This is a genomic window from Lysinibacillus sp. UBA5990, assembly GCF_002429815.1.
Taxonomy (GTDB): domain Bacteria; phylum Bacillota; class Bacilli; order Bacillales_A; family Planococcaceae; genus Lysinibacillus; species Lysinibacillus fusiformis.
In genome coordinates this window covers 144,617-170,281 of record NZ_DJAY01000005.1, presented here as the reverse complement: position 1 = coordinate 170,281, position 25,665 = coordinate 144,617, and the positions used below count along the sequence as shown (strand labels likewise).

Annotated in this window: 30 protein-coding genes, 1 other RNA gene and 1 pseudogene; 26 read left to right on the top strand and 6 right to left on the bottom strand. The window is 36.4% G+C overall.

Annotated features, from left to right (window positions below; all coding sequences use genetic code 11):
* Window positions 1-12: 12 nt before the first annotated feature.
* The 3 genes from B3D94_RS03805 to B3D94_RS03795 form a co-directional block, all read right to left on the bottom strand.
* A complete protein-coding gene (locus tag B3D94_RS03805) occupies window positions 13-150 on the bottom strand; it encodes a teichoic acid D-Ala incorporation-associated protein DltX (RefSeq protein WP_025116578.1) in 138 nt (45 codons plus the stop codon).
* A 280-nt stretch (window positions 151-430) separates the two neighbouring features.
* On the bottom strand, window positions 431-2,077 hold the full coding sequence (locus B3D94_RS03800) for an alkaline phosphatase (protein WP_291754902.1): 1,647 nt from the start codon (window positions 2,075-2,077) through the stop codon (window positions 431-433).
* A 183-nt stretch (window positions 2,078-2,260) separates the two neighbouring features.
* On the bottom strand, window positions 2,261-3,520 hold the full coding sequence (locus B3D94_RS03795; RefSeq protein ID WP_291754900.1) for a DUF5050 domain-containing protein: 1,260 nt from the start codon (window positions 3,518-3,520) through the stop codon (window positions 2,261-2,263).
* A gap of 208 nt (window positions 3,521-3,728) precedes the next feature.
* Here B3D94_RS03795 and secG point away from each other — a divergent pair, with 208 nt between their 5' ends.
* The 5 genes from secG (at window position 3,729) to ssrA (ending at window position 8,577) form a co-directional block, all read left to right on the top strand.
* Window positions 3,729-3,956: a preprotein translocase subunit SecG gene (gene secG / locus B3D94_RS03790; RefSeq protein WP_008173196.1), complete on the top strand. Its 228-nt coding sequence runs from the start codon at window positions 3,729-3,731 to the stop codon at window positions 3,954-3,956.
* Between the two features lie 189 nt (window positions 3,957-4,145).
* Window positions 4,146-4,892 (top strand): alpha/beta hydrolase, encoded by a 747-nt coding sequence (locus B3D94_RS03785; RefSeq protein WP_031417776.1) that lies wholly within the window; start codon window positions 4,146-4,148, stop codon window positions 4,890-4,892.
* 39 nt (window positions 4,893-4,931) lie between these two features.
* Window positions 4,932-7,403: a ribonuclease R gene (gene rnr / locus B3D94_RS03780; RefSeq protein ID WP_291754887.1), complete on the top strand. Its 2,472-nt coding sequence runs from the start codon at window positions 4,932-4,934 to the stop codon at window positions 7,401-7,403.
* Window positions 7,404-7,473: 70 nt separating this feature from the next.
* Entirely contained in the window at window positions 7,474-7,941 is a 468-nt protein-coding gene (gene smpB, locus B3D94_RS03775) for an SsrA-binding protein SmpB (protein WP_025116583.1), read from the top strand.
* Window positions 7,942-8,222: 281 nt separating this feature from the next.
* Window positions 8,223-8,577: a transfer-messenger RNA gene (gene ssrA, locus B3D94_RS03770) on the top strand.
* Window positions 8,578-8,640: 63 nt separating this feature from the next.
* On the opposite strand, the gene B3D94_RS03765 is transcribed toward ssrA, so the two are convergent.
* Window positions 8,641-9,729, bottom strand: a complete 1,089-nt coding sequence (locus tag B3D94_RS03765) for a tyrosine-type recombinase/integrase (protein WP_291754883.1) — start codon at window positions 9,727-9,729, stop codon at window positions 8,641-8,643.
* A gap of 372 nt (window positions 9,730-10,101) precedes the next feature.
* Here B3D94_RS03765 and B3D94_RS03760 point away from each other — a divergent pair, with 372 nt between their 5' ends.
* Complete coding sequence (locus B3D94_RS03760; RefSeq protein ID WP_291754880.1) at window positions 10,102-10,341, top strand: hypothetical protein; 240 nt, start codon at window positions 10,102-10,104, stop codon at window positions 10,339-10,341.
* Window positions 10,342-10,384: 43 nt separating this feature from the next.
* Here the strand turns inward: B3D94_RS03760 and B3D94_RS03755 are convergent, their stop codons facing one another.
* Entirely contained in the window at window positions 10,385-10,648 is a 264-nt protein-coding gene (locus tag B3D94_RS03755; RefSeq protein ID WP_291754878.1) for a hypothetical protein, read from the bottom strand.
* 107 nt (window positions 10,649-10,755) lie between these two features.
* Here B3D94_RS03755 and B3D94_RS03750 point away from each other — a divergent pair, with 107 nt between their 5' ends.
* Window positions 10,756-12,450: a hypothetical protein gene (locus B3D94_RS03750; RefSeq protein WP_291754875.1), complete on the top strand. Its 1,695-nt coding sequence runs from the start codon at window positions 10,756-10,758 to the stop codon at window positions 12,448-12,450.
* Here B3D94_RS03750 and B3D94_RS03745 read toward each other — a convergent pair.
* Window positions 12,434-13,222: a hypothetical protein gene (locus B3D94_RS03745; RefSeq protein WP_291754872.1), complete on the bottom strand. Its 789-nt coding sequence runs from the start codon at window positions 13,220-13,222 to the stop codon at window positions 12,434-12,436. The two genes, B3D94_RS03750 and B3D94_RS03745, sit on opposite strands and share 17 nt — an antisense overlap.
* A 62-nt stretch (window positions 13,223-13,284) precedes the next feature.
* Here B3D94_RS03745 and B3D94_RS03740 point away from each other — a divergent pair.
* From B3D94_RS03740 to B3D94_RS03650, 19 genes and pseudogenes are all read left to right on the top strand, one after another.
* A pseudogene (locus B3D94_RS03740) lies at window positions 13,285-15,017 on the top strand (DNA primase family protein).
* A 438-nt stretch (window positions 15,018-15,455) separates the two neighbouring features.
* Entirely contained in the window at window positions 15,456-15,878 is a 423-nt protein-coding gene (locus B3D94_RS03735) for a hypothetical protein (protein ID WP_291754870.1), read from the top strand.
* Window positions 15,879-16,265: 387 nt separating this feature from the next.
* Window positions 16,266-16,538 (top strand): hypothetical protein, encoded by a 273-nt coding sequence (locus B3D94_RS03730; RefSeq protein ID WP_291754868.1) that lies wholly within the window; start codon window positions 16,266-16,268, stop codon window positions 16,536-16,538.
* A gap of 105 nt (window positions 16,539-16,643) precedes the next feature.
* A complete protein-coding gene (locus B3D94_RS03725) occupies window positions 16,644-16,940 on the top strand; it encodes a 4-fold beta flower protein (protein WP_291754865.1) in 297 nt (98 codons plus the stop codon).
* A 286-nt stretch (window positions 16,941-17,226) separates the two neighbouring features.
* Window positions 17,227-17,625 carry an HNH endonuclease gene (locus B3D94_RS03720; RefSeq protein WP_291754863.1) on the top strand — a complete coding sequence of 133 codons (399 nt, stop codon included), beginning with the start codon at window positions 17,227-17,229 and terminating at the stop codon, window positions 17,623-17,625.
* A gap of 75 nt (window positions 17,626-17,700) precedes the next feature.
* A complete protein-coding gene (locus B3D94_RS03715) occupies window positions 17,701-18,162 on the top strand; it encodes a P27 family phage terminase small subunit (protein ID WP_291754860.1) in 462 nt (153 codons plus the stop codon).
* The gene (locus B3D94_RS03710) at window positions 18,159-19,418 is read left to right on the top strand and encodes a terminase large subunit domain-containing protein (protein WP_291754857.1); all 1,260 of its coding nucleotides are present in this window, start codon (window positions 18,159-18,161) and stop codon (window positions 19,416-19,418) included. Before B3D94_RS03715 ends, B3D94_RS03710 begins: the two co-directional genes overlap by 4 nt.
* Window positions 19,415-19,834, top strand: coding sequence for a terminase TerL endonuclease subunit (locus B3D94_RS03705; RefSeq protein ID WP_291754854.1), 420 nt, complete (start codon window positions 19,415-19,417; stop codon window positions 19,832-19,834). The genes B3D94_RS03710 and B3D94_RS03705 overlap by 4 nt, the downstream gene beginning before the upstream one ends.
* Before the next feature lie 12 nt (window positions 19,835-19,846).
* A complete protein-coding gene (locus tag B3D94_RS03700) occupies window positions 19,847-20,011 on the top strand; it encodes a hypothetical protein (RefSeq protein WP_291754851.1) in 165 nt (54 codons plus the stop codon).
* On the top strand, window positions 20,008-21,099 hold the full coding sequence (locus tag B3D94_RS03695; RefSeq protein ID WP_291754848.1) for a phage portal protein: 1,092 nt from the start codon (window positions 20,008-20,010) through the stop codon (window positions 21,097-21,099). The genes B3D94_RS03700 and B3D94_RS03695 overlap by 4 nt, the downstream gene beginning before the upstream one ends.
* Window positions 21,089-21,694 (top strand): HK97 family phage prohead protease, encoded by a 606-nt coding sequence (locus tag B3D94_RS03690; RefSeq protein WP_291754846.1) that lies wholly within the window; start codon window positions 21,089-21,091, stop codon window positions 21,692-21,694. Before B3D94_RS03695 ends, B3D94_RS03690 begins: the two co-directional genes overlap by 11 nt.
* Before the next feature lies 1 nt (window position 21,695).
* Window positions 21,696-22,865, top strand: coding sequence for a phage major capsid protein (locus B3D94_RS03685; protein ID WP_291754844.1), 1,170 nt, complete (start codon window positions 21,696-21,698; stop codon window positions 22,863-22,865).
* A 38-nt stretch (window positions 22,866-22,903) separates the two neighbouring features.
* Window positions 22,904-23,059: a hypothetical protein gene (locus B3D94_RS03680; protein ID WP_291754841.1), complete on the top strand. Its 156-nt coding sequence runs from the start codon at window positions 22,904-22,906 to the stop codon at window positions 23,057-23,059.
* The gene (locus B3D94_RS03675; protein WP_291754839.1) at window positions 23,049-23,339 is read left to right on the top strand and encodes a head-tail connector protein; all 291 of its coding nucleotides are present in this window, start codon (window positions 23,049-23,051) and stop codon (window positions 23,337-23,339) included. The genes B3D94_RS03680 and B3D94_RS03675 overlap by 11 nt, the downstream gene beginning before the upstream one ends.
* A 9-nt stretch (window positions 23,340-23,348) precedes the next feature.
* Window positions 23,349-23,678 carry a phage head closure protein gene (locus B3D94_RS03670; RefSeq protein WP_291754837.1) on the top strand — a complete coding sequence of 110 codons (330 nt, stop codon included), beginning with the start codon at window positions 23,349-23,351 and terminating at the stop codon, window positions 23,676-23,678.
* Complete coding sequence (locus B3D94_RS03665; protein ID WP_291754835.1) at window positions 23,675-24,103, top strand: HK97 gp10 family phage protein; 429 nt, start codon at window positions 23,675-23,677, stop codon at window positions 24,101-24,103. Before B3D94_RS03670 ends, B3D94_RS03665 begins: the two co-directional genes overlap by 4 nt.
* A complete protein-coding gene (locus B3D94_RS03660; protein ID WP_291754832.1) occupies window positions 24,100-24,378 on the top strand; it encodes a phage tail terminator family protein in 279 nt (92 codons plus the stop codon). Before B3D94_RS03665 ends, B3D94_RS03660 begins: the two co-directional genes overlap by 4 nt.
* A gap of 11 nt (window positions 24,379-24,389) precedes the next feature.
* A complete protein-coding gene (locus B3D94_RS03655) occupies window positions 24,390-24,590 on the top strand; it encodes a hypothetical protein (protein ID WP_291754829.1) in 201 nt (66 codons plus the stop codon).
* A 3-nt stretch (window positions 24,591-24,593) separates the two neighbouring features.
* Complete coding sequence (locus B3D94_RS03650; protein ID WP_291754826.1) at window positions 24,594-25,652, top strand: phage tail sheath C-terminal domain-containing protein; 1,059 nt, start codon at window positions 24,594-24,596, stop codon at window positions 25,650-25,652.
* The last annotated feature ends 13 nt before the right edge of the window (window positions 25,653-25,665 follow it).

The following is a 25,665-nucleotide window of genomic DNA, read 5'->3' as shown; positions in this document are numbered from 1 at the left end:
AAACTCCTTTATTTAAAATTCCGTATATATAAATGGTCCAGCGTTCATATCATGAAAGCCATGTATAAGAAACAACAGCACCAAAACGATCAAATAAAATAACGTGAATCCGATAAAGCGTAGATACTCATTATTTTTGATGGATTCCATTTGTCCACCTCCAATGAAAAAAAGTATAGGATTAAACTTTCAAAAAATACTAATTTACTAGTTAAAAATCCTTACCTTATGTTTTTAACACTGATTTGACGGAATGTGGAGAAAAATGTTGCTGGATTAAGGTGAATTCATTAAATCATAAGATTAATTTAAGGTAAATTTAAGGTTCTGGGGGAATGTACAAGAGTTACAAACTGTTGGATGGCTATTTTTATGTAAAAAGAGCACGAACATAAGGGAATAATCTCAACTTATGTTCGTGCTCTTATTTTTATTTCACGGCATCTATAACTTTTTTAGAAACATAAAATTCAGAGCCATTGTAAACATTAATGGTATTGAATGTGTGGGTTTTTTCTGTGTTCGTTGAAGTTTGTTCATAAATCATGGTGTTTTTATTAACAGGAATTTTCACTGTTACATCCGCCTTTTGAGCAACGAAAGTTGGGTTTTCTTTATCGGATAGATCTATTTTTGTTGTAAAGCCTTTCTCTGTAAATGCCTTTGTCGCTGGCACATACAAATCATCTGTCAGTGACTTTAGGTCGAAGCCCATAAATTGCGCCATTGAATGAGCTAAATCCGTGTTTTCAACTAGTCCAGTTAATTTAGAAGGACCAAATGAATAAAGAAAGACATCTTCACCCGTATGACCACCCGTCGTATAACCAATGTTCGCACGGTTTGCAAGCATTTTTACCATTTCACTACCGACATCTTTCACTGATTTTAATGTAGAAAGCTCGTCCTTCGTTAATGGATCTAATCCATACAGAGTAGCAACCTCCACTATGTTGGAACGGTCTTCTTTTAGTTGGCTTAAAGCCCCTTCAACGGTCATGGAAGCTTTTTTTAATGGATCAATATAAGCTGAAACAGGAATGCTTGAATAGGTACTAGTAGTATTGGCGTTCCCCATCGTAATTCCGCTATTTCCATGGTCTGTGACTGCGATGACTAATGTATTCCCATCTTCCTTCGCAAAATCAACGGCTTCTTTTACGGCATCATCAAACGACAAAATATCGCTTATTATACCGATTGTGTCATTGGCATGTGCAGCCCAGTCTACCTTACTACCTTCAACAAAAAGGAAGAAGCCATCCTTATCCTTTTTAAGCGTGTTGATTGCTTTATTCGTCATTTCAGCAAGTGTAGGCTCAGATTCCCTAGTTTTGGCACGATCTAAATCATACGCCAAGGCACTTGGTGCAAAGCTTCCCCAAATTTTTGATGAGGGACTATTTAATAACTCATCACGAGTATGCACTAAATCATATTGATTATCTTTCAATACTTTAATTAAATCTTCGCCGTCCTTGCGGGCATTTTTAGATGTACCTGGTGTAAGCGATTCTAAACCTCCACCTAAGACAACATCAATATTTTGATAAACCTGCTGTTCAGCAATATCTCCATATTGGCTCCTATTGTTAGCATGTGCTGAGAAACCGGCAGGCGTCGCATGTTGAATTTCAGAGGTAGAAATCAAGCCAGTAGCTTTCCCTTGCTGTTTAGCACCTTCTAATACATTGGCTACAGGTCTAAAGGCATCCTTCTTATCTATTTGCGCTAATCCAGGTGAATTAATCTCAGATGGGAGAACCCCTACATATTTATCATTCGATTTATGTCCCGTCGCTAACGCAGTAGCGGCAGGGGCAGAGTCTGTAATGGCTGATTCAGCAGAATATGTGCGCATCGCACCCGATAAAATTTCATCCATTGCTAAACTTTCACCTTTATACCAACGGGAAAGTGTTACAGCATTATTACTGCTCCCATCCATCACCAGCATAATGACATTTGTTGTTTTTTTTACTTCAGCTGCTTGTACATCTTGCTGTGGAATACTAACTGCGGATAAAGTCACTGCACTTGCTAATAGTAATGAAGCCCATTTTTTTGCGTATTTCATGATTTTCCTCCTTTAGGTGAATGATCAACTGTAAGTGTAAAGGAAGGGTGTAAAGCTACCGTTAAAAACTTGTTAATAAAATATGGTAATACTGTAAATGTGAAGAGATAGTGCTGTCGTTGGCCAACTGAAGGAGAGGGAGATAGAATCTGTGTGGAATCCGCACACAGATTCAATGTAGGATTACAAATTTTGTTGATGCTTGGAACCGTCAAGCGTTTCGTAATACAAAATACCATCTTGAATGTTCAAGTTCAGTACCTCGTCTTCGAATAATACCTCCTCGGAACCGTCCTGGACATTTATTTTTGTTAAATAGCCTGCATTATCATAGTCACTACAATAAATAGATTGTTGGTCAGTCACTAAATAATAGCAGGCAGTTGCAGTAATTTGCTTATTTTCATTTGTCGTTAAGTCATAGGAATAAACTGTACTATCGCTCATGCTGTTATAATAGATCACATTATCTACTGTATTGGCATACCACATATCATGCATAAAATCATATTCGTTACTAGTAGCGGCAAAATAGTTTTCATTGGCCCATAAATGATCTTGGCTTAGTTTTTCATCATTGACCAAAAAGTATTCGTAGGAAATTGTAAAAGGCTCGGTAGGGGCAACGTCATTCCAAGTTGTATCAAGATGATACCAATTGCCATTAACCTGGACTAGATTCCAGGCATGTAACTGATCTTCACTATAGCCATAGACGTACTTCGCATCGAGATCAGATGCTACTAATAGACGGTAAGTAAGTAAAGCATAAGCCTGACATACTGCAGTTTCTTCATTAATTAATTCGAAAACGGATTGACCTTCAGTAGAGCCCTGTTCCGTATATGTGGCTAGCTGGACAACATAATCATTAATGACTTTCGCACGATCAAAGTCTGTCATGTCTTTGGTAATATAATGATTCGCGAACGCCTCCACATATTGGTCTACCTTTTTTTCCTTCTTGTCATCGGTTAAATATTGTATGGACAATTCTACTAAATAGCCATTATCGGTTTCCCAAGCTACCCATTCATAATATAAAAAATAACCAGCTGTATAAGGGTCAACGAAGGTAATCAGGTTATTTAAATCATTGAGCTGTACTTCAAAATCCTCAAAATCCAGCTTCCCTGTATAAGAAGCCTCAAAGTGCTCTTCAAATTGAGCAACCTGCTTCTCCACTTTTTTTGCAAATTGTAGTAAAGCCGGATCATCCTTAAATAAAGTGGTTGAAAATAAATCGGTAGGTGAAAATGAGGCAGATAATGCTTTGTTTTCTGGTATTTTTATATCAGTATTTGTTTCATTTGGTTCTTCTGTTAAAGTTGTTGTCATTGTGACATCCTCTTCATCTTGTAGTAGGATATCGATTGCCTTTGAGCATGCTGTAAAAAAGGGAATGGTGCAGCATAATAAAAGCAGTGCTAATTTTTTGTTCAATACATAAATCCTCCAATAAAATATCATTTTTTCCATTATAATCTAAAATTAGAGGAGGTGTTATCCACAAATAGTCGTATAATCCGACAAATAGATATACGTGAAGAGGAAAAATTCCTACTAAACAGAAAGCTAAGTTTGTCACGGCAACCTTTTTTTGTTATAATGTAGTCTGTTGTGATGTTTCAAAGTTCGGGAGGTGCAGTGAATGCATACAGTAGTATTAGTTTCATTAGTTATCGTATCATTAGCGTTGATCGTGGTGGTATTACTTCAATCTAGTAAAAGTGCAGGCTTATCAGGTGCCATCTCGGGTGGAGCTGAGCAACTATTTGGAAAGCAAAAAGCGCGTGGTATGGATTTAATCCTTCACCGTGCAACAATTGTGTTAGCTATACTATTCTTTATTTTAGCAATCGCTATTACAAAAATCTAATAGTTGAAGATCTATCGCCTAACCACATTGGTTGGGCGTTTTCTTTTATCATAACCAAATGGAAAATTTTCTTGATGGAGTAAAAATTGAAATGTAACGTTATAGCCAAATGTTATGCTCGAGGCATCATCGAGAGGGCTATAATGGGTATAGTATATATGAGCGTTTTAGGATGAAGGAGTGCTTACCATGAACAAATCATTATCACAGCCATTTTTCTTTCAAGCAGGACCACGTGCCGTTTTATTACTACATGGCTTTACAGGTAGCTCGGCAGACGTCCGCATGCTTGGTAGATTTTTAGAGAAAAAAGGGTATACTACTTTAGCACCTCACTATAAAGGTCACGGTGTGGAACCAGAAGAACTAATCACAACAGGTCCAGCAGACTGGTGGCAAGATGTCGTGGCCGCCTATAAACAGTTACAGGATGCTGGCTATGAAGAAATTGCTGTTGCCGGCCTTTCATTAGGTGGTGTGATGGCATTAAACGTTGCCTTAAACAACCCTGTTAAAGGAATTGTTACAATGTGTGCACCTATGACTATGCGTACTACAGACGTCATGTTTGAGGGTGTTTTGAAATATGCTAAAGACTATAAAAAGTTCCAAGGTAAACAGGAGGAACAAATCGAAACAGAAGTAGCACTCATTGCTGAAAAAGGCATGCCGTCTCTCCAAGAGCTACGTGAATTTATTGTACGTACTCGTCAAGAAATTGACATGATTTATGCCCCTATTTTTGTCGTTCAGGCTACAAATGATGAGGTAATAGAGACAGAATCTGCCAACATTATATATAATCAAACTGAGTCACTTGATAAGCATATTAAGTGGTATGAAAACTCTAAACATGTTATTACGTTAGATCAAGAAAAAGATCAATTACATGAAGACATTTATCGCTTTTTAGAAAGCCTAAATTGGGCACAATAAAATTATAAATAGGATTTTCTCATGAAGGAGGGAATATGTATGAAAGACCAAAAAGATACACTACAAAGTCGGTTACTCGTTTTTTTCGGCCAGGATGATTACAAACCATTAACTGTCGGTGAAATCGAGGATGAATTCGGCTTTGAAGATGCGGAAGAATTTAAGGAGCTTGTCAAAACATTAGTTCGTATGGAAGGACAGGGCTTAGTTGTGCGTTCTCGCTCCAATCGTTATGGCCTACCAGAACGTATGAATTTACTAAGAGGTAAATTTATCGGTCACGCGAAGGGCTTCGGCTTTGTAGCACCTGATGTTGAGGGCATGGATGATGTGTTCATCCCACCGCATGAAATTAATGGCGCTATAAATGGAGATATCGTTCTTATTCGTGTGTTAAAAGAATCATTTGGTGATCGCCGTGAAGGGACCGTAACTAAGGTTGTTGAACGTGGTCAAACAAGCTTTGTCGGCACATTCCAAGCTAACCGTGGCTTTGGTTTTGTTGTCTTAGACGATAAAAAGCTGCCAATGGATATCTTTATCGCAAAAGGGGATACATTAGGCGCTGTTGATGGACATAAAGTTGTGGTTGAAGTAGCTACATGGCCTGAAGATTTAAAATCTGCTACAGGCTATATTACAAAAATTTTAGGGCATAAAAATGATCCAGGCGTGGATATTTTATCGATCCTATATAAGCACGATATACCGCCTGAATTCCCAGACGAAGTTATCTCTGCTGCACAACGTGTGCCAGATGATATTACAGAGGCTGATTTAGTAGGTCGTCGTGATTTACGTCATGAAACGATTGTAACCATCGATGGGGCTGACGCAAAGGACTTGGATGACGCAGTAACCGTAACAAAAAATGTGGATGGTACTTATAAGCTTGGCGTACATATCGCAGACGTTAGTTATTATGTAACGCAAGGCTCTGTCATCGATCTTGAAGCCTATGATCGTGCAACAAGTGTTTATTTAACAGATCGTGTTATCCCGATGATTCCGCATCGACTATCAAATGGCATTTGTTCATTAAATCCACAGGTTGACCGTTTAACACTATCCTGTGAAATGATTATCGATGCGAATGGAAATGTTATTTCACATGAAATTTTCCAAAGTGTGATTAAAACGACTGAACGTATGACGTATAATGATGTCTACAAAATTTTAGAGGAGCAAGATGAAGCGTTAATCAAACGCTATGAGCCACTTGTTCCGATGTTTAAAAATATGGCAGATCTATCTGGCATTTTACGTCGTAAACGAGAATCTCGAGGTGCCATTGACTTTGACTTTAAAGAATCTAAAGTCATCGTGAATGAGGAAGGTTGGCCCGTTGACATTGAGCTTCGTGAACGTACAGTAGCGGAGAAGCTAATTGAAGATTTCATGCTAGCTGCCAATGAAACGGTAGCGGAGCACTTCCACTGGATGAATGTACCGTTCCTATACCGTATTCACGAAGATCCAAAGCCAGAAAAGCTTCAACGCTTCTTTGAATTTGTTACGAACTTCGGGATATTAATTAAAGGTACAGGCAATACCGTGCATCCTAAAGCATTACAGGATGTTCTGAAAGCGATTGAAGGTATGCCAGAGGAGCCTGTTATTTCAACGATGCTGCTACGCTCGATGCAACAGGCAAAATATTACCCAGAAAGCCTAGGTCACTTTGGCCTATCAACTGATTTCTATACACACTTCACATCACCAATTCGCCGTTATCCGGACTTAATCGTACACCGTTTAATTCGTACGTATTTAATTAATAAGGATACTTCTCGAGAAACGGTTGCACAGTGGGGAATGGCAATGGATGAAATTGCTGACCACACATCCGAGCGTGAACGCCGTGCGGTTGATGCAGAACGTGATACAGATGCTTTGAAAAAGGCACAATATATGTCTGATAAAATTGGCGAAGAATTCGAAGGAATCGTGTCATCCATTACCAACTTCGGTATTTTCGTGGAGTTGCCAAACACGATTGAAGGACTTGTCCATATTAGCAATATGACAGATGATTACTACCGTTTCGATGATCGTCAAATGATCATGATTGGTGAACGTACAAATCGTCAATTCCGTATTGGTGATGAAGTAACAGTCCGTGTTGCCAATGTCATTATTGAGGAGTCATCCATTGACTTTGAAATCGTTGGAATGGTAACTTCATATGGACGAACACGCAAAGCCGCGCCGACTGTTATTCACGCACGTAAAAATTATAACGACAATAAAGGTGAACGCAGTCGCAGAAGCACACGTAGCGACGACGAAAAAGGCGGGCGTGGTGGCAGCCGTAGAAGCAGTCGCCAAGAAGAAGAAAGCGGAAGTCATGGTACTAAACGCGGTGAACGCCGTGAAGGTGACCGTGATCCACGTGGACGTCGCAAAGATGACTCAAGCAGCCCAGGTCCTAAAAAACGCGTGAAGCAAAAGCAAAAATTCTATGAAGGCATTGCAAAGAAAAACAAAAAGAAAAAATCAAAACGTAAATAAGCATGCGCGAAAGTGTCCTCAGAAAGGATACTTTCGCTCAAGCTCAACCTTTAAGTAGAGGGTGAATCATATGGCAAAAGGTTCAGGAAAAGTATTAGCACAAAACAAAAAAGCTGGACATGATTACTTTATTGAAGAGACAATCGAAGCAGGCATGGTCCTAACCGGTACAGAAATCAAATCCATTCGTGCAGGCAAGGCCCAACTAAAAGACTCCTACGTCCGAATTACCAATGGCGAAGCATGGATTAGCAATATGCATGTCAGCCCCTTCGATCAAGGTAACCGTTTCAATCACGACCCACTACGCGCCCGCAAATTGCTTCTCCATAAAAAGCAAATCGGCGAGCTAGTTGGTGCCGTTAAACGTGACGGCTACACAATTGTCCCATTGAAAATGTACATCAAGGACGGCTATGCCAAGCTCTTAATCGGCGTCGGCAAAGGGAAAAAAGACTACGATAAACGTAACGACATGCGCAAAAAAGAAGCCAAACGCGAAATGGAACGCACCTTCAAATCCAAAAATCAATATTAATAGATTGGGAGAAAGCTCACTACATGGTTGGTGGGCTTTTTGCTTTTGGTTGGAGTGTGCGGCGCGTGGCGGATAGAATCTCGGAAGTGACGGATAGCATTTCTACCCAAGCCAATTTTTCCTATTATAGCGGGACACTTGAACTATCGCAGATTTTGTTTTATAATATGTATTACTGATTGCCAGATTTCATGGAAGCGTACTTTTAAGCTCCCACCGTACTAGAAGCAATTCTAGCTCTTTGTTTGAACGAGGCCTAACCGCTTCGGTTCATATATCAAGGGGACGTTACGGATTCGACAGGGATGGTTCAAGCTTTAGTCGCGCGTCGGAGGGCTCGGCTCCGTCATCAACGACAGTTATATAATAACTGGCAAACAACAAAACTTAGCTTTCGCAGCGTAAGCTCGTAAGCGCTCTGCCTCTCTATCGCCCATGTAGAGAACGTGGGGCCCAACTTTAGTGGGATACGGTCGATGGTGCCACCTGAGTCATCGGCAAGAGATTTCCAGGTTAGCGTGCAGGACGCCTGTTTGTCGGCATAATGTTACGCGAATCGAAATAGGCAAACTACACGCGTAGAAGCTGAAGTATTGGAGTCTTTGGACGCGGGTTCGACTCCCGCCGTCTCCATTTAGTGGCTCAAAGTACAGTTGTAGCAAGGCTTTTGAAAAGTGTGGTAACAATTGTGGTAACAATTCACGTTTCTTTAGCTTTAAATTCAATAATTTGAGCAGGTTTGAAGTCGTTTTCCATGTCGAGAACGGCTTCTGTTTCTGTTGTAGGGTATAAATGGCTATAAGTGTTTAAAGTAGTTGCAACATCACCATGCCCGAGTCGTGCAGCAATTACAGAAATAATTGTTCCTTTATTAATTAAATAAGAAGCATGAGAATGTCTGAAATCGTGTATACGTATTTTCTTTATTCCAGCATCATTTACATATTTCTCAAATCGTCTATCTAATGTAGTTGTTGATATACTATCTTTAATATCACCAAATACAACATAATTTAATTTTGGTTTTCGTTCCAGTTTAATTGCATTTAATAGATTCATTACACTTTTTGGCATAAGTATTTTGCGGCGTGATGCATCTGTTTTGGTTGTAGTTACTTTACGATTGTATTCTGTCTTATCTACATTAATTGAGTTAGTTTCAAAATCTAAATCTGCCCATGTTAAAGCTAATAATTCTCCTTTTCGCATACCACTGTAATACAATGTCATGAATAAAGCATAGAACAATGGATCTTCCACTATTGCCACAAAAGACTTAAATTCATCAAGCGTCCAAAAGTTTACGTGTTTATTTTCTTTTAGATCTACATTACCAACTATTGAAGCTGGATTTTCTTTAGTGTATTCATTCTTGATAGCGAAATTAAACACAGCAGAAAGTGTTGTGTGAATTTTTTTTACATGTGATGCTGCCATTTTACTTTCAATTAATTTGTCTTGAAATTTAACTATATCTCGCTGTTTTATGTTTCTTAACTCTTTACGGTTAAAATGGGGAATTAAATGAACATCTATTATGCTGCTTATTTTAATGTAAGATGATTCTTTTCGCCGTTTTTTGTACCAACTTAAATATTCTTTAGCAACAAATTCAAATGTTACTACTTCTTCTGCAAATCCATCAGCCTCTAATTTTGCCTCGGCCAGTAATGCAGCCTTTTCTGTTTTAAACCCTCTACGTTTCACTTGTTTTTTTGAACCGTCAGATTGTTCAATTCTTGTGACAAAATACCATGTTTCTCTTGCTTCATCTTTGTATACTGCCAAACTAAAATCTCCTTTCAATTATTGAATTTCTTTTTTCCGTTCCCAAAATTATTATCACCTCCTTTAGTGGGAATGTGCGTTCTTTTTTATTTAAAAATATTACCATCTACCGTTTTCAAAGAATGGGATGACAAGAATCAGAAGTTTGTCATTGATATGGGCAATCTTCAAAGAGTGATACACGACTATAACTGTATTGAGTCACCCGAACCACCTCTCTTTCCAGGCATTTGTTAATTCAGATGATGAACGTTTCTTACAACTCGCTAAGAAACAAAATGTATTCGGTGGTGGTCGTTTTGATTTCTAAAAGTATGGTTCAAAGTCCTTGAAGGTGAATATGAAGGTCAACGCATTTTCTATAACAAAGTGATGCAACCGCAGAATGATCGTGCATTTGGCCTACAGGTACACCAAAACAATGAAATGTTACGCGCGTTGTGGGATTGTGAAAAAGATGATGTTAAATTTACAGGATTCGAAGATTATGCAGATTTGGTCCTGGATATTCATGAGGATATTGAAGGTAAGTTTGAATACTTACTGAAAAAAGAAACTGATGATAAGGGCTACGATCAGTTTAAAATCGAAGAAGTTTTCGAAGTTGAATAAATGAATAAAGGGAGCCTAAAAGCTCCCTTTTAATCTAGGCGCATTAACAATCACCATCTGTACAAGTGATTGTAGGGGGTCTAACAGTACAATCTGAACTTGAATTAGCTGTTTTGCACTTTTTTGTAGTTGTTTCACTGGTACCGTCTGGATAGGAACAAGTAACAGAAACATTGAAACAATCATTTATAGGAGCTTTTGGATCTATTAAATATGTCATGACATACTCCTGATTAGCTTTAGTACAATGCTTAATTTCAACTACAAACACTCTCTCGTCTGATAAAGTTAACTCTAATTTTTTCATACGCAATACCTCCCGTCTTTTAAATTAAACTCATTCTTATAATTTCCATTTAATTGGGCTGGTATACGTTGGAATAATATGAATAAAAGGAAAAATGTGAAAGTTAGGTGATAACATTGCTTTTTTATGACTTTGAAGTATTTAACCATGACTGGCTAGTTGTCATCGTTGATACAGATACAAAAAAAGAACATGAATTTATAAATGACGTACCTGGTCTTATTCATTTTTACAACACACACAAACAAGACATTTGGGTAGGTTACAATTCACGCCACTATGACCAATACATCTTAAAGGCAATTATTTGCGGCTTTACACCACAAGAAATAAATCACTGGATCATTGTTAAACGTGAGCCAGGATGGAAATTTTATAAAGACTTTTGGAAAATCCAATTATTTAATTTTGATGTAATGACCAATAAATTTAGATCCTTAAAACAGCTTGAAGGGTTCCAGGGTCATGATATTCAAGAAACTACAGTTTCATTTACCACTGATCGGCCATTGACTGATGATGAAATATTAGAGGTCCTTAAATATTGCCGCCATGATGTACACGAAACGATTCACATTTTCATGGAGACAATATCAGAATTTGAATCACAGATTGAATTACTAAAAATGTTCAATATGCCATTAAAGCAAATATCTAAAACTAAAGCGCAATTAGCAGCTGTAATTTTAGAAGCACAGCAACCAAAAGTAGAACGAGAAGATGAATTTAATTTTTCATTCCCAGCTACTTTAAAGATTAATAAATATACTCAGGTCCTTGATTTTTATAAGGAAAATAAAGATTACAGTAAGGTTTTTGAATTAGATGTTGCAGGGGTACTTCATCTATTTGCGTGGGGTGGCTTACATGGCGCAAGGAATAACTATATCGGTACTGGTCACTTTTTAAATATCGATGTGGCTAGTTATTATCCAGCATTAATGATTGAATATGGTTATTTGTCTAGGAACGTAAAAGATCCTAAAAAATTCACTGAAATTCGTGATAGACGACTTGAGTATAAAGCAGCGAAGGATAAACGTCAGGCTCCACTAAAAATCGTTATTAACGGTACATACGGGGCCATGAAGGACAAGTATAACGGTCTTTATGATCCATTGATGGCCAACAATGTATGCATTGGCGGCATGACATTACTGCTAGATTTGATTGAAAAATTAGAGCCGTATTGTGACATCATCCAATCCAATACAGACGGCGTTCTGGTTAAATTAAGAGATTATAATGATTACGAATTAATTGATGATATTTGTTATGAGTGGGAACAGCGGACAAAAATGGAGCTAGAATTTGAGGAATTTACAAAAGTTATTCAAAAGGATGTAAACAATTATATTCTTGTTGATGCAGCTGGTAGCTATAAAGCTAAAGGTGCTTATGTGAAGAAGCTTAATCCATTGGACAATGATCTCCCTATAGTGAATGAAGCCATTGTTAATTGGTTTGTAAAAGGCATTGATCCTGAAGAAACTATTTTTGATTGTACTAATTTAATTAAATTTCAAAAGATTGTAAAGATCAGTAACAAATATGATTATGCTCGTTATGGCACAAGAAGGATGAATGAAAAAGTATTCCGTGTGTTCGCAAGTATAGATCAGAATGATAAGGAATTGAAGAAAGTAAAAAACGGTACCTCTGAAAAGATACCGTATGTTCCAGATAAGTGTTTCATTGTAAATGAGGATATAAGTGATATGAAAGTACCCTCAAAGCTTGACTACTGGTGGTACTTGGATTTGGCCAATGAACGAATTAATGCATTTATTGGGGAGGACTAAACCAGTTTGCAATATTGATTCTATAAGGTTCAACTAAATTCCAAAAAAACTCGGTATTTGATCCAAATAACATCAATAAAGTAACAAATGCAAATATCAATAAATCAATTGGTTTATATGCTTTAATAATACTTCTTTTAGCAATACTTGATTGAAAGAGATGGATAAAAAGTAAGAACGTAACTAGCATTCGAAAAACTAAATTAATAGCTAATAGATTAGACAAATCAAAATAATAATTTATAAATTTTATGTTATTTATAAGTGAATCCAATACATTTTGAAAAGAATCATAATGGAATTTTGGAATTTGATCAATGATATGTAATATTGATTTGGGAGTGAACAACAAAATAAAAATCACAATAAGAAATACTACATTTTTTAGTGCCCATTGAATCTTTGCTTTAACACTTTCGAATGATACTGTAGTATCTCTATAAATATTGATTGTAAGTAATAGTATACAAAGTGACGGAATTAGCATATAAGTCATTGGATAAAAGGCCAACATAGTAGCGAGGACGATTAAACCTATTACTATTATCGCAGGAATAACTATATCATTGTTTGAATTATTGTTATCTGGATTAACAATAATGCTTCTTGAAGCATTTATATGTGTCGAGTTATCAATATTAATATTATTTCCATTTTCATTATGTTGATGAATTTTTACATTTGAATCTGGTTTGATGAATTTTGTAATGATTTGAATACTTGATAAAAGTCCGGAGACTATTGCAATAATAGTACCAACTAAATTAAGCAAATAACACACATCCTTTTTATATTATTAAAGTAATATTTTATCAATGGAAGTAGGTGATTGTCATTTATAAAGGCTACCTGAAAGGAAATGGTAAGCATGCTGCCACATCATTCAAAGATGGTAGCAAGCTACTTTCCTATAATACGGCAAGAAAAGAAGAATCCTATGTTGGTATTTTGGCGGACGACTTTATCATGGTCGATGTGGATGATATAGACGAAGCAGAGGTACTGTTAGACATAGTAGAGGATAAGAATATTAATTGTTCCGTTTTACAAACGAACAACGGCATGCATTTTTACTTTAAAGGCTACGATTTAACAGCGAATAAAATTAAATGGTATTCCAATATCGGCATTCATTGTGATTATAAGTTGGGAATTAAAAATACTGCAGATCCACTAAAAATAAATGGTCATATTCGCAAATGGCTTCGTAAGTGTGAAGAACATGATCCTTTGCCAGCTTGGCTTTATCCTTATAACAAGAAAAATCCTAACTTAACCAAGCTTTCAGATGGTGACGGACGTAATGATAAGTTGTTTACTTACATTTTAAAAATGCAGTCACAGGGCATGGCCAAGAAAGATATTAAAGAAACCATTGCAATAATCAACAGCTATATTTTAGAGCAGCCAGTTGATAAGAGTGAGTTGAATATTATTTTACGTGATGATGCATTCATGAAAGAATCATTTTTTATTAAGGGTGTATTCCATCATGATAAATTCGGTGATTTTTTAATTAATGAACATCACATTTGTAAAATAGCGAACGTGCTGCATATTTACCATGATGGTGTATATTCGGATCATGAGGAAGACATTGAGAGAATGATGGTTAAACATATTTCATCATTGACTAGGGCTAGACGACAAGAAACATTGGCATATATACAGCTCAATGCAAAGGAAAAACAGTTTGCTTCAACACAATACATTGTTATGAAAAATGGTGTTTTTGTTCAGGACAAAAAAATTCGTGCAATGTTAGAGGAAATATTAGGTTACATCTTATTTAGGAGAAATGAGTTTGCAGCAACCTTTATTCTTACTGGTGATGGTTCCAATGGTAAATCATCTTATTTAAAAATAATTCGCCGTTTAGTAGGACAGGATAATGCTGCATCTTTGGATTTAAAAGAATTGGACCAACGATTTAAAACAGCCGAGTTATTTGGAAAGTTAGTCAATATTGGTGATGATATTGCCAAAGGCTATATTAAAGATTCGTCTGTATTTAACGTGAAACATTGAACGTTGAGCGTAAAGGGAAAGATCCATTCGATTTTACCAACTATTCAAAACTAATCTTCTCAGCGAATGAAATGCCGCGAATTAATGATTATAGTGATGGTCTTGGTAGGCGACTTCAAATAGTGCCATTCAAAGCTAAATTTACACCTGATGATGAAGATTACGATCCATTCATTACAGATAAATTACTTTCGGATGAATCAATGCAATATATTTTAAATGTTGCATTGGTTGCATTAAAACGATTACTTAACAACAAAAAATTCACTCAATCCAAAGCTGTTGAGAAAGAAATGGAAAAATATCAGGAAGAAAACAATCCGATTATTAGCTTTGTGCATAATGAAGACATTTATTTGGAACGCAGCGTAGTGGGTAACATTTACATGCAGTACAAGCTATATTGCTCAGACAATGGATTCAATCCAGTAAGTAATATTAGTTTTAGTAAACAAATAAAACACTTATTTGGTTTTAATACAAAAGTTCAACGAGTGGATGGGAAAAATAAACGCCTATTTGTAGTTGATGATGAATAATTGTCTAAATTGTGAATGCGTTACGTTTTAGCGTTTTTTATATCTTTTTTTCGCGTCTGACCAAATTCGGTCAAAAATAGAGGGTATTTGACCGTTTTTGGTCACGAAATTAGCTAAAATTCACTCTATTTTCAAATAAAAAGCGTTGAAAAGAGGTCAAATGCGTTACGTGTAACAGATATGCGTTACGTCAAAAACGTAGATGTATCAAGGGTTTATGGGGTGTGTAACAGATGTAACAGATAAAATGAACTTCTTTATATTTTTTATTAAAAAAATAAAAATTTCTATTTATATAAGAAAAATAGGGGGTAAATGCGTTACGTTTTACATTTGATTGTACCTTGAAGTATTGATATCACTGACTTTTTACGCGTAACAGATGTAACAGAACGTAACGCATTTTTCTCAAAAACAGTGACCGAAAGGTGGTTGCGAATGACCAAATTATCCAGAAGTGAAATACAAACAATAGAAAAATACTGGACTGATTATGAAGATTATAAAAAACAATTGAAATATAGGGAGTGGGAGCTATTAAATCCACATAATGAGGAAGCTCTAAATTTTAATGCTAAGAGTAGTAAAATATCTAATCCTACTCATAACAAAGCCATAATACTTATGAATGATGTTTATTATCAAAATTTGAATCGTATCGTTAAAACAGTTGAGGACATATATAAAGAATTAGATGATGATCTTAAAACAATTGTAGATATGCGCTACTGGGACAATGAAAACAATTGTTATGAATGGCAGCATATTGCTGATGAATTATATATGTCTGTACAAAGAGTATTAAGAAAAAGAAATGCGTTAATCGATATGACTGCAAAAAGAATAGGATGGATGATGTAGTGTAATTGTGTGATATAGTGAACTTCGCTAAAAAACGGTGTAAATTGATATTATCAAGTTTTAACAAAAGCGTACGGAAATACGCTAACAAAATAACATTACGAAATAAACACGTTGCTTGTACGTGTATGTCGGAAACAAGCAAACGACCACTCTTATTAAGGGTGGTCGTTTTAGTTAGGATAAAATATTCGCTATGGCCATTATCCCCAAAATTGTTGCAATAGCAGTTAAAGTAGGGATAATTAAAATTCTATTTATACCTTTATAAAGATACTCAAACAATCTATTCACCTCCTGCAATAATTGTAATTTACACAGGACTATTTTTCTATTAATTACACTTGTTTCCATGATAATATGAATAGTATGAAAGGGAGTGTTTGTATGAACGAGATACTAGTTTCAGAGGAAATAATCTTACAACGTAAAGAGTTAAGAAAGGAAATATTATTCTCCTTTTATGAATTTAATTTTAAATATGGTGGTTCAGCAAAAAGGACAAGTATTCCAATATCCAAAGATCCAGAAGAAAATGCAGCTTATTTATATTTGATTGATAGTGGGTTACTATTTGCCGAGCCACTCGAAGGTGGATACATGGCCATTAAAATCTCACATAACGGAATCGATTTCATAGAAAGAGGCTCTAACTTTTAAACTACTAAGTCACATCTAACAAGGTGTGGCTTTTTATTAGAGTAATTATTAGACACGCAAGTTCGTATTTTCTTATAATGGAAATATAAAGGAGGATGTTGTTCTATGGATTGGTTATATACATGGGGTGGAGAAAGTTTTGGGTACAAGGATGGAGATAATCTTTGGACACATGACGGAAAACATGTTGGTAAATTCTATGGAAATGAAATTTATGGACAAAGTGGAAATTACCTAGGGGAAATTAATGATGGTAAGTTGATTACTAAAAAAGGTAAAACATCTACACGTTCAAGTTTTAATCCATATATGAGTAGAGTTGGGTATGTAAATCGTGTGAACCAGGTAGGTCGAGTAATGTATAGCGGATATGAGGATTTTCCTGCAGCAAAAACGTTATAATATAGTTAATTTTAAAAGAGTCACATCTAACAGGGTGTGGCTTTTTATTATGCGTTTTTTATGTATTTATTTAATTAAACGTTATGACAATGCATTACCTTTCGCATTGTCACCTTCTTAACTAAAAGAAGATTTTTTCAATTACTAATAAAACTAAAAGGATTTCACTACAAGTGAGCTTTATTTCTGCTTTCATTTATCTCACCACCTTTAGCTAAAAGTTAGTTTATGCAATGAGATTAAATTATATTCCTACTATGAAAATATTGTGGAGGGTTCTGAAACAATGCTAAAGAGTTGTACTTATTGTGGTGGTATTCATAAGCGTGGTCAACGGTGTGCATCTAAGCCAGTAGCTACAAAGCAGACCACATACATTGATAGATTCAGATGGTCAAGGGCATGGAAGAACAAGCGAGCGCACATTGCTGATCGTGACAAACATCTATGCCAGGTATGTCTACGCAACTTATACAATACTCAGATGCAATATAACTTCACAGACTTAGAGGTGCATCACATAGAGCGTATAGCAGATGCCTGGGACAAGAGGCTAGAGGATGACAACCTTATATCATTGTGTCGTTATCATCATGAGCTGGCAGAGAAGGGATCAATACCTGCAAAAAAATTAAAAAATATTATTTTGGAGAGCACCCCCCTGGCATTCGGTGAAAAAATCTGAAATTCCTGTACACCGACTGCCCCCATTTGCTCTAAAAAATTTCCCTAAATGAAAATTTTTAAGGAGGTGAGGAAATTGGCTAGACCGTCTAAAAGTGTAAAAACAATGAGCAAGAATTTAACGAAAGAAGAAATCGCAATTCGTACTCAAACAGAAGACAAATTAAAAGGTGCTGCCGATGAAATCTTGCCTCCTACACACCTGAATGCAAGGCAAAAGAAAATTTTCAATTTCATTGTGAAGGAGTTACAAGCAAGTGGGATTCTTGGTAATCTCGATATTTATATTCTAAGCACCTGTGCGGTAGCCATTGACCGAGTGCAACAAATTGAACGAATTATTAACAGGGATATTGAAAGGCTTTTAGATCGTAACTTATTGAGTGCTAAAGATAAGTATTCAAAAGAGTTTTTCCGTTGCTGTAATGAATTAAGTCTATCTCCTCAAAGTCGAGCAAAGCTAGGTAATATCAATTTCCAAGTTCGAGTTGAAGAAGACGAACCACTGTTAAAAGTATTGAGTGGTGGCAAAAAATGATATTCGAAAAGGCAGTAAAATACGCTGAAAGAGTTGTAAAAGGCAAAGAAATCACAACAAAAGAGGTCATTATACAGTGTAATTGGTTTCTAAAAGATTTAGAAAAGCAGTATGAAGATGATTTTGATTACTATTTCGACATGGAAGAAATAGAAAAGATAGAGGGTCTATTAGAATTACTTAACTTTGCTACAGGTTTAGGCGTTGCAGGGAAAACGATATTAGAAGGCTTGGAAGGATTCCAGGCTTTTTTTCTTGTCAATATATTCGGTTGGCGCTTTAAAAACGATAAAGAAAAGTTTAGATACCGTGATATTACGGTGTTTATACCTCGTAAGAATGCGAAGACCTTCATTTGTGCTTTAATCATCATCATCTTAATGCTTACAGAGGATGATTATTCAGAGTTCTATTCTATTTGTTTGGATCGTGAGCTTGCAGGTGAAGTTAAAAAGGCTATGACGCAAATTATTATGGCCAGCCCGGGCGTTGCTAAATACTTTGTGATTCCAAAAACGTTAAGCGGAAAAATTGTATGTACTTTAACAAATAGTTTTTACCAGGCACGTACTGCAGAGGCGAATAGAAATAACTCAATCCGGCCATCTGCTTTTATCGCTGATGAAGTTGGTGCATTTAAAGATTATAAGAATATAAACGCTATGAAATCAGGGCAACTAAACGTTAAAAATCCACTACGCTTTAAATTAACAACGGCCTACGCTGAGGATAAATCGATCATGCTGGAAGAATTGGCGTATGCAAAGAAAGTCTTTAATGGATTTATTGAAGATGATCGTATGTTTGCGCTGCTTTATTACGCTGAGGACGAGCATTTATGGGACGATACAGGTCTGTTACAAGCGAATCCACTAAGAGTTGAGGAAAACTATAACGAGATTCGAGATAGCCGTAAATCAGCCATAGAAAAGCCCTCAGAGCGTGAAGAATATCTTTGTAAACATATGAATCACTTTTTACCTTCTAACAGTGGTGAAGCGTATGTAAATGTGGAAGACTTGCGGAAATGTAAAATGGATAAGTTCGATTGGTCGGGCCGTCAAGTTTGGCTAGGTTTAGACTTGGCCATGACGAATGATAACTGTTCATTTTCGATGGTGACAGAGGAAGACATGCAAATATATGCTGATTCCTACGCGTTTGTACCATCTGAGCGTATCCCTGATAAAAACCGAGTGGAAAAGATTAATTACTACGATCACATTAAGTCAGGGAAGTTTCTTGTGGTGATATGACTGTTGATTATGGCTTTATTGAACAAATGATTTTAGAGGTAGAAGAAAAATTCAGTGTGTTTGTAATGGGCGTAGCGTATGACCGTTATAACTGCCTTTCTACTGCTCAGAAACTAGAAAAAGAGGGTTTGGTTACGGTAGAAGTAAAACAGCATTCTAGCGTATTACACCCAGCTACAAAGCTATTACGTGAAAAGATTATGAACAAGGAATTTCACTATACCGAAAATGAATTGCTAGAAGAAAACTTTCAAAATGCCAAAGTCACTGAGGACACAAATAAAAACATTTACGTTAATAAGAAAAAATCAACAGGCAAGGTCGATATGGTTGTAAGTCTTATCAATGCAATCTATTTACTGCAGCATGATGTCATCTTTAATCCTGATGCTGATTGGGGCGCACAAGTCATTTAAGGAGGTGAGATTGTGGGATTAATAAAAGAGTGGCGCGAATGGCGTGATTATAGACGTATTCAGGAATTTCGCGAAAGTGGAATGGATGAATTATTGCTGCAAGCAGGTTTAACAAGTGCAGTTTTAACTAAAGAAGAAGCGCTAAGCTACCTAGTGTCGGCACCTGTGTTGACTTGATTTCTGATATTATTGCAACTTTACCAATCAAATTGCACAAAGAAACTAGCGGTAAAGTCGAAGAATTGGAAGATGATAGACGTGTTTTTCTACTTAATGACGAGACACTAGATACGTTAGACGGTTTCCAATTTAAAAAGGCCTTAGTAACTGATTACTTGTTGGAGGGTGCAGGGTATGCATATATCAACCGAAAAAGAAATAATGTCGAAAGTATTCACTATGTAGAAAATCGAAATGTATCTGTGCTAGTTGGTATTGATCCAATATTTAAAAGCTATGATATTTCCGTCAATGGAGTGAACTATCGGGAGTTTGAATTTATAAAGATTGCTCGAAATTCAAAAGACGGTGTAACAGGCAATGGCATTATTAAGGATCACAATAAGATTTTATCGGTTGCATACAATACGCTTGTTTTTGAGGAATCACTTGTGAAAACGGGTGGTAATAAAAAAGGTTTCTTAAAGTCATTGGGCCGATTGTCAAAGGATGCAATTAAGGAATTAAAAGAAGCCTGGAACAATTTATACAAGAACAATACAGAGAATATTGTTGTATTAAATAATGGCTTGGATTTCAAAGAGGCATCGAGTACATCGGTTGAAATGCAGCTGAATGAAAACAAAAAGACCAATTCAAGCGAAATAAATAAACTCTTTAAAGTACCTGATAGTATTTTGGATGGCTCGGCCAATGAAGAAGTGCATACAAACTTTATTAAAAATTGCATACTGCCGATTATTCGAGCAATTGAAACGGCATTGAACAAGGACTTGCTTCTTCCATCGGAAAAAGAGCAGTCTTTTTATTTTGCTTTTGATATGAAAGAGCTAACCAAAGGTGACATTGAAAAACGCTATAAAGCTTATGAAATTGCTATTAAAACTGGCTGGATGCAGATTGACGAGGTTCGTTATTTAGAAGATCAACCACCACTTGGTTTAGGTTTCATTAAGCTGGGCTTGCAAGATGTCTTATATGATCCAAAAACAAAGACAATTTACACGCCAAACACTAATAAAACCGCTGATATTTCAGAAGGTGGCCAGGTATCCGAGAAGGGAGGTGAAGAAGTTGAGGATTGAAATTAGAGGAAATCAAGTATTACTAGATGGTTATGTAAATGCTGTTGAGCGCGAAAGTCGTGTTTTACCTTCGCCAAGAGGTCGTTTTAAAGAAAAAATTCGCGCCAAAACCTTTGAAAGAGCTTTAGATAAGGCTGAAAATGTTGATCTATTATTCAATCACGACAAGAACCGTAAGCTTGGGTCATTACAAGAGGGCAACTTGCAATTGTATGAGGATAACATCGGTTTACGTGCTATTGCTCATGTAACTGATGAAAAAATCATTCAAAAAGCAAAAGATGGCGAGCTTAAAGGCTGGTCATTTGGCTTTGTTGATAATAAGCCATTGTGGGAAGACGGAGAAGATGGCATACAAAAACGAACGCTTGAAGACATCGAGCTTTTGGAGGTGTCTATTTTAGATATAACGCCAGCTTATGTAGCTACTTCAATCGAAGCTCGCGGAGAAGAACAAGCGATTTCTGAAACTCGCGGTGCTGATTTTAAAGCCGAAATTGAAAATCGATCAGAAGAAACGCGATCTAATAAAGAAATTGATTACTCATTGTTTGAAAAACAAATTGAGCTTTTAAAATTGAAAGGTGGAAACTAACATGAAAAAAAATATTAAGAAATTTATTGAAAAGCGATCTATGCCATCACTAGTGGAGCAACGCAATAACTTATTAGATGAAATGGACAATTTACTAAAGGGAGCCAAAGAAGAAACGCGCGCGCTAACTGACCAAGAATCAACTCGTTTTGATGAAATCAAAAGCCAAATTGCAGGACTAGATAAAACAATCACTGCATTGGATGAAGCACGTTCTTTAGATAAAAAAGAACCTGCTAAAAAGGCTGAAAAACGTACTTTGGAAGAAGCTGAAACACGCGCTTTCGATAACTACATTCGTGGTTTAGTGGAGGAACGAGCAGATGTTAATTTAACTGTAGGTGCAAACGGTGCTGTTATTCCTTCTAGCATTGCAAACAAAATCATTCAAAAGGTAAAAGATATTTCACCGATTTATCAATTAGCAACTCGATATAATGTTGGCGGTACGTTAAGTATTCCTTACTATGACGAATCTGCAGGAACAATTGAAATGGCGTATGCTGATGAATTTGCAGAACTTGAATCTACTAGCGGTAAACTAGGTTCAATTGAGTTAAAAGGTTTCTTGGCTGGTGCATTAAGCAAAGTATCTAAATCACTTGTTAATAATTCACAATTCGATATTGTTTCATTCGTAGTCACTAAAATGGCAGAAGCAATTTCTACATGGATTGAAAGAGAATTATTAAATGGTACGTTAAATAAAGTCGAGGGACTTTCTACTGTTAAACAAACTGTAACTGCAGCAGCAACAGAAGTTTTAACAGCTGATGAATTGATCGATGTACAAGAAGAAGTACCCGATGTTTTCCAAGGTAACGCCATTTGGATCATGAATAAAACAACACGTAAAGCTATTCGAAAATTAAAAGATGGACAAGGCAACTACCTATTAAATCGAGATGCAACAGCGCAATGGGGCTACACGTTGTTAGGTAAAGATGTGTACACATCTGACAATATGTCAGGAATGAAAGCAGGTAAAACAGCTATTTATTATGGCGATATGTCAGGCCTTGCGGTAAAACTTGCAGAAGATGTTTCTATTCAAATTCTACGCGAAAAATTTGCAACTCAACACGCAATTGGTGTAGTAGGCTGGATTGAAATTGATTCTAAGATTGAAAATGCTCAAAAAATCTCTAAATTAGTTATGAAATCAGCGTAGGGGCTATACTCTACGCTTCTTTTATTGGAGGTGACAGGATGAAAGTAAAAGCACTTGTAAGCTTTTCGGGTAGCGTCACAATGTCTAAAGATGAAGTTAAAGTGTTATCGAAAGAAGTTGCTGAGGACTTGTTACAAGCTGGCCATGTAGAGGAAGTTGTTACGAAAAAGCAGGTGAAAACTGATGTTGGTTAGTGAGATCACGCCAGGCGAGCTGGCTAAATATGTGCGAGAAGATGAAACAGATACCGAAATACTATCAACTTTTACGCTTATTTTATCCGCTGTAAAACCTTTTATAAAAGGATATACGGGCCTATCGGATGAACAAATGGACACCAAAGAGGATATTTCGATAGCTGTATTTGTTCTTGCTAATGAAATGTATGAAAATCGTATCTTTCCAGTGAAGGATAACAACGTAAATAAGGTTGTTCAATCCATTTTAGATATGCACTCTATTAACTTACTTTGAGGTGAGACTATGAATCCTGGAGATTTAAGACACCGAATCGAAATCCTCACTAATCAAAAGGCGAAAAATGAATTGGAAGAAACCATTTATATGTTTCTGCCTGTAAAAAAAATATGGGCTGCAATCATTCCACAAACTGGCTCACTACAAAAGCAAGTGGCTGATACAGTCCTAACAAATGTTACACATAAAATCATTGTTCGATATAACGCTGGCAAAGATATATCAAAAGATATGCGTATCGGATATAAGGATCATGAGTTTGAAATCAAATATGTTCTCAATCCTTATTTTAAGAATGAAACTCTTGAAATTTTTGTCCAGGAGGTGTTGAAGTGAGTATTCAAATGAATGGTTTAACCGACTTCCAACGTGATTTATTTGATGTAGCAACGAAAGATTTGCCTAATGAAGCTCCAAAACTGATGCGTAAAATTGGTTCAAAAGCAAGGACTAACGTAGCTAAGAAATCTCGAAGCCTGGTAAAAAAGAAAACAGGTGGGTATCACAAGAAGTGGAAACGAGGAAAAGTCTTTGTTGGTTATCACGGTGAATTAGTTGTTCGTGTTTATAATTCTTCACCACATGCCCACTTAGTGGAAGATGGCCATTGGATGGTTGACAAAGACGGCAATAAAACAGGCGATTTTGTCCAAGGTAAAAAGCCATTAGATAAGGGTATGCGTGAATTTGAATCATCGGGAGATGTAGAAAAAGAAACGGTAAAATGGCTAGATGAATTGTTGAGGAAAAAGAAATTATGATTACGTTTAAGCAAATTAAAGCGACAATAAATAAGAAATTACAATCGAACTTTATTGATATTGATGTTTCTAGTAAATCAGCAAATGAAGGCTTTACACGGCCATCATTCAAAGTTCAATTAGATAATGTGAAGCGTGAGGGCTATTTAACACAAGTTGAAAAGTCTTGCACGGTTCGCATTTTTTATTTTCCTTCATCAATAGACGATAACGCGATTGAATTGTTGGATGTTCAAGAAGCGCTAGGTAATTTATTCGATCTGAAATTCTTGTAGGAGATCGACATTTGGATATAGGTGAACCTAATTTTGATGAAATAGACGGTGTGCTGCAGTTTGAATTTGATCTTCAATTCTTTGATGGTCGTGAATTTGGCGAAGGCGGTTCAGGTAACAACATCGAAGATGAAATAAAAAATGGCAAAGACTTTTATAAAAAATATCCAATTGAGCTTATGGGCGAATTGGATGATGAGGAAGGGGATTAAACAATGGGCCTACCACAAATTATTATAGATTTTAATGGTAAAGCTGTAACAGCGATCAAGCGTAGCCAGCTAGGAATTGTTGCATTGATTTTAAAAGACGATGTACAAACCGCTGACACTGTGACTTACAAAAGCATTGAGGACGTACCAACAGATGGATGGTCGCCCGAAAACTTAGATTACATTCAATTAACGTTCAAGGGCACACCAAGCAAAATTATTATTGAGCGTTTGCCAACAACTGCAGCTGATTACAACGCAGCTTTGACACGCTTAAATAATAAGCGATTCAATTATTTGTCCATCCCTGGTATTGAAGCTAAGGATACAACAACTTTTGAAACGTGGATTAAAACAAAGCGTGACATTAATAAGAAAACGTTCAAAGCAGTATTGCCAAACAGTGAGGCAGATCATGAGGGAATCATTAATTTAACTACAGCAGGAATTAAAGTCGGTGAAAAAGAGTACACAACGGCAGAGTATACCGCGCGTATCGCTGGCATCTTAGCAGGTTTGCCATTTACTCGATCATCTACTTATTACGAATTGAATGAGGTCGATGCTATCACAGAAATTGAAGATCCTGATAAGGCTGTTGATGATGGTGAACTGATCCTGATAAATGATGGCGAAAATATCAAAATTGGCCGAGGTATTAACAGCCTAACGACAACAACAGGCAAAAAAACAGAAGACTTTAAATCGATTCGTGTCATGGAAGTTCAGGATTTAATTAAAGATGATATTCGCACTACATTTGATAAGCATTACATCGGTAAACACAACAATATTTACGATAATCAAGTGTTATTTATCCGATCCATTAACGCTTATTATGACGGCTTAGAAGGTGAGGAGATTCTTGATCCGAACTTTGATAATAAAGCTGAAATTAACGTACAAAAGCAACGTTTAGCGTGGGAAAATGATGGCCGAGACACGACAGATTGGGACGATCAAAAAGTAAAAGAAATGTCCTTTAAAAAGAACGTCTTTTTAGGTAGCAACATTAAGATTGTTGATGCTATCGAGGACTTAGATATGGATATTGCGATTTAAGGAGGATTGACAC

What these genes read in the sequence shown, in the direction of transcription:
- B3D94_RS03805 (WP_025116578.1), bottom strand. Translation starts at nt 150, where the DNA reads ATGGAATCCATCAAAAATAATGAGTATCTACGCTTTATCGGATTCACG.
- B3D94_RS03800 (WP_291754902.1), bottom strand. Translation starts at nt 2,077, where the DNA reads ATGAAATACGCAAAAAAATGGGCTTCATTACTATTAGCAAGTGCAGTG.
- secG (WP_008173196.1), top strand. Translation starts at nt 3,729, where the DNA reads ATGCATACAGTAGTATTAGTTTCATTAGTTATCGTATCATTAGCGTTG.
- B3D94_RS03785 (WP_031417776.1), top strand. Translation starts at nt 4,146, where the DNA reads ATGAACAAATCATTATCACAGCCATTTTTCTTTCAAGCAGGACCACGT.
- rnr (WP_291754887.1), top strand. Translation starts at nt 4,932, where the DNA reads ATGAAAGACCAAAAAGATACACTACAAAGTCGGTTACTCGTTTTTTTC.
- smpB (WP_025116583.1), top strand. Translation starts at nt 7,474, where the DNA reads ATGGCAAAAGGTTCAGGAAAAGTATTAGCACAAAACAAAAAAGCTGGA.
- B3D94_RS03760 (WP_291754880.1), top strand. Translation starts at nt 10,102, where the DNA reads ATGCAACCGCAGAATGATCGTGCATTTGGCCTACAGGTACACCAAAAC.
- B3D94_RS03755 (WP_291754878.1), bottom strand. Translation starts at nt 10,648, where the DNA reads ATGAAAAAATTAGAGTTAACTTTATCAGACGAGAGAGTGTTTGTAGTT.
- B3D94_RS03735 (WP_291754870.1), top strand. Translation starts at nt 15,456, where the DNA reads ATGACCAAATTATCCAGAAGTGAAATACAAACAATAGAAAAATACTGG.
- B3D94_RS03730 (WP_291754868.1), top strand. Translation starts at nt 16,266, where the DNA reads ATGAACGAGATACTAGTTTCAGAGGAAATAATCTTACAACGTAAAGAG.
- B3D94_RS03725 (WP_291754865.1), top strand. Translation starts at nt 16,644, where the DNA reads ATGGATTGGTTATATACATGGGGTGGAGAAAGTTTTGGGTACAAGGAT.
- B3D94_RS03720 (WP_291754863.1), top strand. Translation starts at nt 17,227, where the DNA reads ATGCTAAAGAGTTGTACTTATTGTGGTGGTATTCATAAGCGTGGTCAA.
- B3D94_RS03710 (WP_291754857.1), top strand. Translation starts at nt 18,159, where the DNA reads ATGATATTCGAAAAGGCAGTAAAATACGCTGAAAGAGTTGTAAAAGGC.
- B3D94_RS03705 (WP_291754854.1), top strand. Translation starts at nt 19,415, where the DNA reads ATGACTGTTGATTATGGCTTTATTGAACAAATGATTTTAGAGGTAGAA.
- B3D94_RS03685 (WP_291754844.1), top strand. Translation starts at nt 21,696, where the DNA reads ATGAAAAAAAATATTAAGAAATTTATTGAAAAGCGATCTATGCCATCA.
- B3D94_RS03680 (WP_291754841.1), top strand. Translation starts at nt 22,904, where the DNA reads ATGAAAGTAAAAGCACTTGTAAGCTTTTCGGGTAGCGTCACAATGTCT.
- B3D94_RS03675 (WP_291754839.1), top strand. Translation starts at nt 23,049, where the DNA reads ATGTTGGTTAGTGAGATCACGCCAGGCGAGCTGGCTAAATATGTGCGA.
- B3D94_RS03670 (WP_291754837.1), top strand. Translation starts at nt 23,349, where the DNA reads ATGAATCCTGGAGATTTAAGACACCGAATCGAAATCCTCACTAATCAA.
- B3D94_RS03660 (WP_291754832.1), top strand. Translation starts at nt 24,100, where the DNA reads ATGATTACGTTTAAGCAAATTAAAGCGACAATAAATAAGAAATTACAA.
- B3D94_RS03650 (WP_291754826.1), top strand. Translation starts at nt 24,594, where the DNA reads ATGGGCCTACCACAAATTATTATAGATTTTAATGGTAAAGCTGTAACA.